The following is a 7,800-nucleotide window of genomic DNA, read 5'->3' on the forward strand; positions in this document are numbered from 1 at the left end:
TCCTGGGGCTGGGGATGCGCCTGTAGCTGTAGCGGGTGGGGCGGGCCGCTACAGAATGGCAGCGGCCTGTTGGAAGAAATTTTGACGGCCCTCTTGCGTCCCCTACAATCCTCGTCGGTTGCGGCCCAGACGCATCTGACATGCTCGGGTGTTCAGGCGTGCACAACGAAGGGAGCGGAGATGGAGCGCAAGGTCGGAAGTAGCACGTTGACCGCGAAAGAGGTCAAGGCGGCGCTGGAGAAGTCCACCACGCTGACTGCCGAGGAGGAGAAGGCCCTGCGCATGCGTCACGGCGCGGGCGCTCCCAGCAAGAGCGCTCCGCTGCCTCGCGCCGCGGGTGCCAACGCGGAGCTGGCGGACGAGCTGCTCGTCATCGAGATGCAGCTGATGAAGGCCATGCGCGCGCGCACCGGCCAGACGCGCACGGCGGCCAACGCCTCCAAGGCGCCCGCCCGCGAGGCGACTCCGGCCAACGCGGCGAAGGACAAGATCGTCCGCGCGCTGCGCGCCAAGAAGAAGTAGGGAGCCGCTTTCCCTACTGGTTGAGGATGGCCACGAGGCGCGCTCCCGCCTCGGGCAACGCCAGCGGCGTGCCCGAGATCTCCGTGGCCAGTCCCTCCGCGTCGGCGGCACCGCCGCGCGCGAAAAGCCCCTTCAGCCAGGTGAAGGCGGCGGGGTTGCGCCAGAAGTCCTCGTTGAACCGCTCCAGCAGCGACGCGGTGAGCCGGGTCTCCAGCGCCCAGGCCCGCAGGTAGCGGGTGACGTAGAGCTGCGAGTCCACGTCGTGCAGGAAGAAGCCCGGGTGCGGCTGCGCGAAGAGGGCGCGGCGCTGGCCGTCGGCGTACTCGTCCGCGCGGTCCGTGGAGGCGCCCTTGGTGGAGAGGGACAGCTCGTAGGACAGCTTCGCGCAGTGGCGGCGCAGCACGGCCAGGGCCTGGAAGGCGGCCAGCCGCACGACGTCCTTCGTCGTGCCGGAGGGCAGGCCCAGGTAGCGCTTGAGCCAGGGCGGGGAGAGCAGCAGCCGCTCGAAGGTGGAGGCGTACGCTTCCGTGACGGAGGCGTCGCCCAGCCGGCGCAGCTCCATGGGGGCGTCCGCGTCCACGTGGGCCAGGTGCCACGCGTGGCCCAGTTCGTGGAGCAGGTCGCCCAGCGCGTCCATGCCGCTCCGGGGCTGGAGGACCAGGTGGATTTCGTCCGGCACGCGCACGGCGGCGACGAAGGGGCGTGACGCCTTGCCGGGGCGGGCCTCGTCGTCCAGGCGGATGCGGCCGCCGGCCTCCGGGTGCAGGCCCCAGTCGGACAGCCAGCGCATCACGGCGGGGACGGTGTCCTCGCGGCGGAAGTGGGCGTCCATCCACGGGGCGCGCTGGGCGTGCTGCACGTCGTGGCGCCGCGCCTCGCCGCCGGGCAGCGGGCGCAGGGTGGGCTCCAGCTTGCGCAGCACGTAGGCCAGCACGTCGCGGTAGGCGTCCTCGGTGCGCTTCAGGGTTTCTTCCGCGGCCTCGGCCAGCTTCGCCGTGTCGATGCCGGTGACGTCCTGGCGCAGGGCGGGGTAGTTCGGGAAGCCCAACACCTCCGCGGCCTGGAGCGCGGCGTCGCGCCGGTCTCCGTAGGCGCCGCGGTTCTCCCAGAGGAAGTTGCCGGCGCCGCGCTCCAGCAGGGCGCGGCGGGAGCGGTGGGGCTCGCGCGGAAGCTGGGACAGGGCCTGGGCCAGCGACAGCGTCGTGTCGTCGGCGGGGATGTGGGAGCGGGCCTCCAGCGCGACGACGGCGTCCGCCGCGGGCAGGGCGAGTGACTCTTCCACCTGGGTGGCGATGAGCTCGCGCACCAGCGTGATGCGGCGGACGGCGACGGGGTCGTCCTTGCCGCGAGCGCGGGCGAGCGCCTCGTTGGCGGCGGCGAAGGTCTCGGGCGAGGACAGCTCCGGGAAGGAGGCGTACAGGCGCGCGACGGGGAGGTCCGGGGAGAGTCCGGCGCCGTAGCGGTACTGGAGGGTGGCCAGCTCGGCGAGGAAGTCATCCAGCCGCGACCGGACGGAGTGCAGGGGACGGTCCATGGCGGCGCGGAAGGTAACAGGAAGCCCGCGTCAGGGCAGGGAGCACGCGCATAGAGTGTCGGGCCATGTCCTCTGCCTCCGCTGCCCGGCCGCATGCCCCCCTGGAATCCCCTGGTGAAGGGGAGGGCGCGAGATGAAGCGCCGGACGTTCCGGGCGGAAGGGGCGCACGCGGGGCGCGCGCTGGTGGACGCGGTGGCGGCGGAGCTGGCGCTGCCGGCGGCGGATGTGCGGCGGCTGGTGGATGTGGGCGCCGTGTACGTGGCGGGGCGCCGCGCGCGGGACGGGGCCGTGAAGCTCCAGCCCGCGCAGGTGGTGACGGTGGTGCTGGAGGAGGCGGGGCAGAGTCCGCTGGAGGCCGCGAAGCCGGCGTCCCCGTTGCGCGTGCTGTTCGAGGACGCGGACGTCATCGCGGTGGACAAGCCCGCGGGCCTGAACGCGCAGCCCACCGAAGGCCGCGTGGGCGGAAGCCTGGTGGACCTGGTGGGCGAGCACCTGGGGCGGCCGGCGGGACTGGTGCACCGGCTGGACCGGGAGACCTCCGGGGTGACGGTGTTCGGCAAGACGGCCCAGGCCACCTCCGCGCTGGCCGAGGCGTTCCGGGAGGGGACCGCGCGCAAGCGGTACCTCGCGGCGACGGGGCCGGGGCTTCCGGCGGGCGGCACGGTGGACCTGCCCCTGTCGAAGGACCCCTCGCGGCCGGGGCGTTGGCGGGCGACCCGCGCGGCCAACGGCGTGCCCGCGTGGACGGACTACCGGACGCTGTTCGCGGGAGATGCGTTCTGCCTGGTGGAGCTGCTGCCCCGGACGGGCCGCACGCACCAGCTCCGGGCGCACCTGACGGCGCTGGGGAACCCCATCCTGGGGGATGCGCGCTATGGCGGCGCGGGGAGCGCGGGAGGCCTGATGGCGCCGCGCTGCCTGCTGCATGCGCAGGCGCTGGAGCTGGGGCATCCGCGGACGGGCCAGCCGCTGCGGCTGGAGGCGCCGGTGCCGGGCGACCTGCGGGCGTTCTTCGACGCGGCGGGGATGCGCGTTCTGGAGGGGCCCATCGTGGCGGCGGATGCCACCTGAGAACCGGGAAAACCCGGCGCGCTTCACCCGGAGGACGGGGTGCCCGCGTCGCGCGCATCGTGTGTAGACTGGGGACTTCATGGGTGGCGGGAGACACGGCAAGGGCCCACGGACGCCGGAGCCCTCCCTTCGCGGACCGGAGCCAGGCTCGCGGGGTGAGGACGTGCGAGGCGCGGTGGCCCAGATCTGCCAGGACGCCGCCCGGTTGCTCCGTGAGGGGCAGGCGGCGCGAGCGTATTCCGGCCTGGTGTCCGCCAGCCGCTCCCTGCCGATGACGCCCCGGCTGGCGGCGGTGCTGGTCCGGTGCGCGCTGCGAGCGGGCACGGAGCGCGCCGTCATCACCCTGCTGGACGCGGCGATGGTGACGGAGCGGGGCGAGGTCCGCCGCGCGGTCCGCCGTCAGCTATCGCGGGTGTTGCGGCGCACGGCGCAGGAGGCTCGCGCCGCGGCGGTGCTCAACGGCTTGTTGATGGACGCGCCCGACGACGCGCGGGCCCGCTTCGTGCTCGACGTGCTGCGCGAGCGGGTGGCGAAGGCCAAGGACGCGCCGTCGCGGCAGCCGCCCGCGGAGGACGAGGAGTCCCGGACGAAGACCGTGGAGGTCTCCGCGCTGGCGCTGTCGGATCCGGAGCTGGGGAACACGGTGGTGGAGATGCCGGTGGTGCCGGTGCCGCCAGCCTGGGCTCCGAGGGCCGCCACGGTGCAGGTCCCGCTGGGAGAGTGGGCCGGGCTGGCAAGCACGGCGTCGCGAGGACCGGAGTTCCCCTGGGAGGACGACGGGCCAGGCAAGGCCCGCGTGGTGACGCCGCCGCGGGGCGCGAAGTCCGTTCCGGAACCCGTGACGGCGGCTTCCGGGGCCGAGGGCAGCGGGCTCACGGTGGAAGGTTCCGCCGAGAAGCCGGAGGCCGTGGCGCAGGCGCTGAGCGACAAGGGCTCCGAGACAGCCGCCGCCCCGTCGCCCGGGGATGGGGTGCGGGCGCCTGTTGATACGTCGAGCGTCCTGCCGTCATCCGATGCGAAGTCGATGACCGGTGCGCAGAGCGCCGAGCCCTTGAGCGCGCCGTCGCCCGTGGACGCGGCACCAACGCTGGGGCTCGCTGCGGGCGCATCCAGCGCATCGTCGCAGGGAGAGGCGGTACCGGCACCGGCTGCCGGTATATCCAGGGCATCGTCACCGGGAGAGGCGGCACCGGCACCGGAGCCCAGTGCCGTCGTATCCAGTGCGGCTTCGCAGGGCGATGCGACCCCGGCGCCCGCGCCTGACGTCGCGGCGCCGAGCGCTTCAGTGCCCCCGAACAGCGCGGATGTGCCTGCGCACGTCATCGCGGCGTTGAGCGCCTTCTTGTTGGCGGACGAAACGCGGGCTCCTGCGCGCGTCGAAACGGCATCGAGCACATCGTTGCCAGCGGATGCGGCGCACGCGCCTGAACCCATGGCCGCGTCGTCACTGCCCGCGGACACGGCGGTGGCGCCCGAAGCGAAGGTCGCTGATGCAACGCGAACGCCCGCGGAACCCGCAAAGCCCCCTGATACCGCGCCGAGCCCCGCTCCGTTGTTCGAGGCGACGCAGGTCTTTGGCAAGAAGCTGGAGGAGGCTCCCTCCGTAGAGCGGATGCCGCCGCGTTCGCCTGCATCGGTGCTGGTCCCGGGAGCGCCTTCCAAGGCCTTTGACGAAGACGAATCCACGTCGGAGATGCTCCTTCCGCGTCCAGCCGGACCGGAGGTTGAATCCCAGGCGAAGGCACCCGACGAGAACGCCTCGGCATCGAAGAAGACGCCTCCACGCCAGCCTGATGCGGTGCTGGTGCCGGGTGGTCCCTCGAAGGGCTTCGACGCGGACGAAGCGACGTCGGAAGTGCTCCCCCCGCGTCCATCCAGCGCGGTGCTGGTGCCGGGCGCGCCCGCGATGGCGTTCGATGCCGACGAGGCAACGTCGGAGATCATCCCGCCCGAACGTGCCGAAGCGGAGAAGGGCGCTTCCGCGTCAACCCAGGCCCGGGACGACAAACCCTCCGCTCCGCGACGGGTCTCCGTGCTGGTTCCCGCCGCTTCGAAGCCCGCGTTCGAGGAGGAGGAGGCCACTTCGGAAGTGGTCTTCCCGCCGCCGGACTCGGCCCCACAGCGCGCGCCCGCACAGGCAACCCCCGCCGCTCCCAAGCGCGACTCCACTCGCGTCCCGGCGGTGAAGCCCTCCGAGCCCGGTGCGAGCCCGGCTCCTCCGGACGCGGCTGCCCCGGCGCGCGCTCCGGATGAGGGCTCGGAGCGGGCCCAGTCGCAGCGTCAGGAGGCCCAGCTCATCGCGCGCCGTGCGTGGCGCGAGCTGGCCCAGCTGTACCTCAAGCGCGCGGACCGCGCGAAGGACGCCCCGGAGCGCGCGGAAGCGCTCACGCGGCTCGCGGAGGTGATGGAGAACGAACTCCAGGACTCCGCCGGCGCCGCGCGCATGTACCGGGAGATTGTCGAGCTGACCGGCGAGCGCACCGCGCTCCGTGAACAGGTCCGGCTGCTGTCGCAGCGTGAGGACGCCTCGCTCGTGCGCCGTGCGCTCGATGACGCGATCGCGCGCGCGAGGACCTCACGGGCCCGGGCCGTGGCCCTGCTGACGCGAGGCGAGCGGCAGCTGAACATGGGCGTCCCCGCCAAGGCGCGCGAGGACTTCGAGGCGGCGGATGCGCTCGTGCCCGGGATGCTGCCCGTGCTCGCGGGGCTCGTGCGCAGTGTCTCCGACGAGGAGCGCTTCGCCCGGGTCGAGCGGCTGCGCGCCGCCTGTGCCGCCGCGCCCCGCCGGGCACCGGATCGCCTGGAAGCGCTGCGGGTGCTCGCGCAGACCGCGGAGGAGTCCCTGGGCGACCTGCGCATCGCGCAGTGGGCCTGGGCCGAGGTGCTCGCGGAGAGCCCGGACAACGAGCAGCCCCGGGAGCACCTGTTGGCGCTCGCGCGCCGTCTGGGCGACCTGCCCGCGTTGAGCCAGTTGCTGCACGCGCAGCTCGCGCGTGAGCCTCGGGGACCCGCCGCGCGCAAGGCCCACCTGGAGCGGATCGCCACGCTGGAGGCGATGGGCGACGCGGGCGCGGCGCTGGCGGAACTCCGTCAGGCCGTGCGCTTCGAACCGGGGCACAAGGAAGCCTGGCTGCTGCTCGCGGACCGCTGCACCGAACGCGAGCAGTTTGGCGAGGCCGCCTGGGCGCTGGAGAACGCGGCCACCGCGACGGAGGACGACGAGGAGCGCCAGCGCACGTGGGAGCGGCTCGCGCTCTTCTGCCGCGAGGTGCTGCACAACACCGAGAAGGCCCGCCTCTACGCGCGCCGCGCCGAGAGCCTGCGCAAGTCCCGCGAGCAGCGCGCCCGTCCGCCTCTGTCCGAGCCCGCGCGCCCGGCACCAGCGCAGGCCGTCGGGGTGCCGCCGCCGTCGGTGCTCGTGGCGCCGCCAGTCGCCACGGGGCTCGTGCCCGCGAAGCGCAAGGACCTGTCCGACGAGGTGACGTCCAACACGGACGTCCCGTCGCTGCTCAATGCGGAGGAAGCCTCGGCCGACAACGCGGCGGGGAAGCGCTCGCCCCGGACGAAGGACGGCGCGGCCCGGAAGGCGTCGGCTTCTGCGGCAACCGCTGCTTCACGCGCGGAACGTGAAGACGCGGCAGCTGGATCCGCGGGACCCGGCGGTCCGACGAACACGGCTGGCGAGGAGCCCGACGCGGCTCCAGGCAACCGGAAGCGCGCGCGCACAGCGGCTCGGAGTGACGTGGCCGACCCCACGTCGCGGAGGGCCGCTTCCGGGAAGGCTCCGGTGGGGAGCCCTGTCTCGAACGCGGAGACCTCTCCGGGTGCGGAGGTCGTCCTCCCGCCGAAGGCCCCGTCCGGACGTCACGCCTCCGTAAGGGCCACGCCCCCGGGCTCGGAAGCCCCTCGCCAGCCCAAGGCCCCTTCGGGAAGTCATGCACCGGTAGGCGCCGCTGCGTCCGTTCCGGAAGCGCCTCGTCAACCCAAGGCTGCATCCGGTCGTCACGCTCCCGCAGGCGTCGCGGCACCGGATACCGAGGCCTCCCGCCAACCGAAGGCCCCATCGGGAAGTCATTCGCCCGTAGACACCGCGTCGCCAGGTCCGGAGGCCCCTCGTCAACCCAAGGCTGCATCCGGTCGTCACGCTCCCGCAGACGTCGCGGCACCAGCCACCGAGGACTCCCGCCAACCGAAGGCCCCGTCCGGACGTCACGCCTCGGTCGCGAGCACGTCGCCGGAAGCGGAGCCGTCCCGTCGCTCCGCGTCCACGAAGGCGCCAGCGGAAGGCCCTGTCTCCCTCGCGGACTCCGCCCCCGCTCCCAGCGGCATGGCCAGGGCCATGAAGCCGCCTCGTACACCCGGCTCCACGCCGGATGACGGAGCCTCCGCGCCCGACCACAAGCCGCGAGCTTCCACGACGCCCCCGCGCGAAAGGACCACGGCCTTCGGAGCATCGCTCTCTCCAGACGCGGAACCCGAAGTCCCCGCCCCGTCGCGCAAGGCCGCCACCGCCGCGTCCAATCCCGAAGACAACGCAGCCCGCGCCTCCAAGAACGCGGGCACGCAGGTTCGCGAGGCCCCTTCCCGCGTTGAACGCGCCCCGCGCGCCGGACACGCGCCCCGTGCCCCGCTGTCCGCCAGCGGCGTGGAACCCCCGGCCTGTCTCTTATAC

The 7,800-nt window shown here is 73.6% G+C and carries 4 protein-coding genes; 3 read left to right on the forward strand and 1 reads right to left on the reverse strand.

Features of this window, described 5'->3' with window-relative positions:
- Nucleotides 1-180: 180 nt before the first annotated feature.
- Complete coding sequence (locus D7W81_RS37635) at nucleotides 181-522, forward strand: hypothetical protein (protein ID WP_120560195.1); 342 nt, start codon at nucleotides 181-183, stop codon at nucleotides 520-522.
- A gap of 13 nt (nucleotides 523-535) precedes the next feature.
- On the opposite strand, the gene D7W81_RS37640 is transcribed toward D7W81_RS37635, so the two are convergent.
- Nucleotides 536-2,056 (reverse strand): gluzincin family metallopeptidase, encoded by a 1,521-nt coding sequence (locus D7W81_RS37640; RefSeq protein WP_120560196.1) that lies wholly within the window; start codon nucleotides 2,054-2,056, stop codon nucleotides 536-538.
- A gap of 133 nt (nucleotides 2,057-2,189) precedes the next feature.
- Between D7W81_RS37640 and D7W81_RS37645 the strand changes: the two genes are divergently transcribed.
- Both D7W81_RS37645 and D7W81_RS42135 read left to right on the forward strand, forming a co-directional pair.
- Complete coding sequence (locus D7W81_RS37645) at nucleotides 2,190-3,128, forward strand: RluA family pseudouridine synthase (protein ID WP_120560197.1); 939 nt, start codon at nucleotides 2,190-2,192, stop codon at nucleotides 3,126-3,128.
- Between the two features lie 175 nt (nucleotides 3,129-3,303).
- Nucleotides 3,304-7,800: tetratricopeptide repeat protein (locus D7W81_RS42135; protein WP_147445765.1), on the forward strand; the 4,497-nt coding region annotated here is incomplete at its 3' end.

The sequence above is a fragment of the Corallococcus aberystwythensis genome (assembly GCF_003612165.1).
Taxonomy (GTDB): domain Bacteria; phylum Myxococcota; class Myxococcia; order Myxococcales; family Myxococcaceae; genus Corallococcus; species Corallococcus aberystwythensis.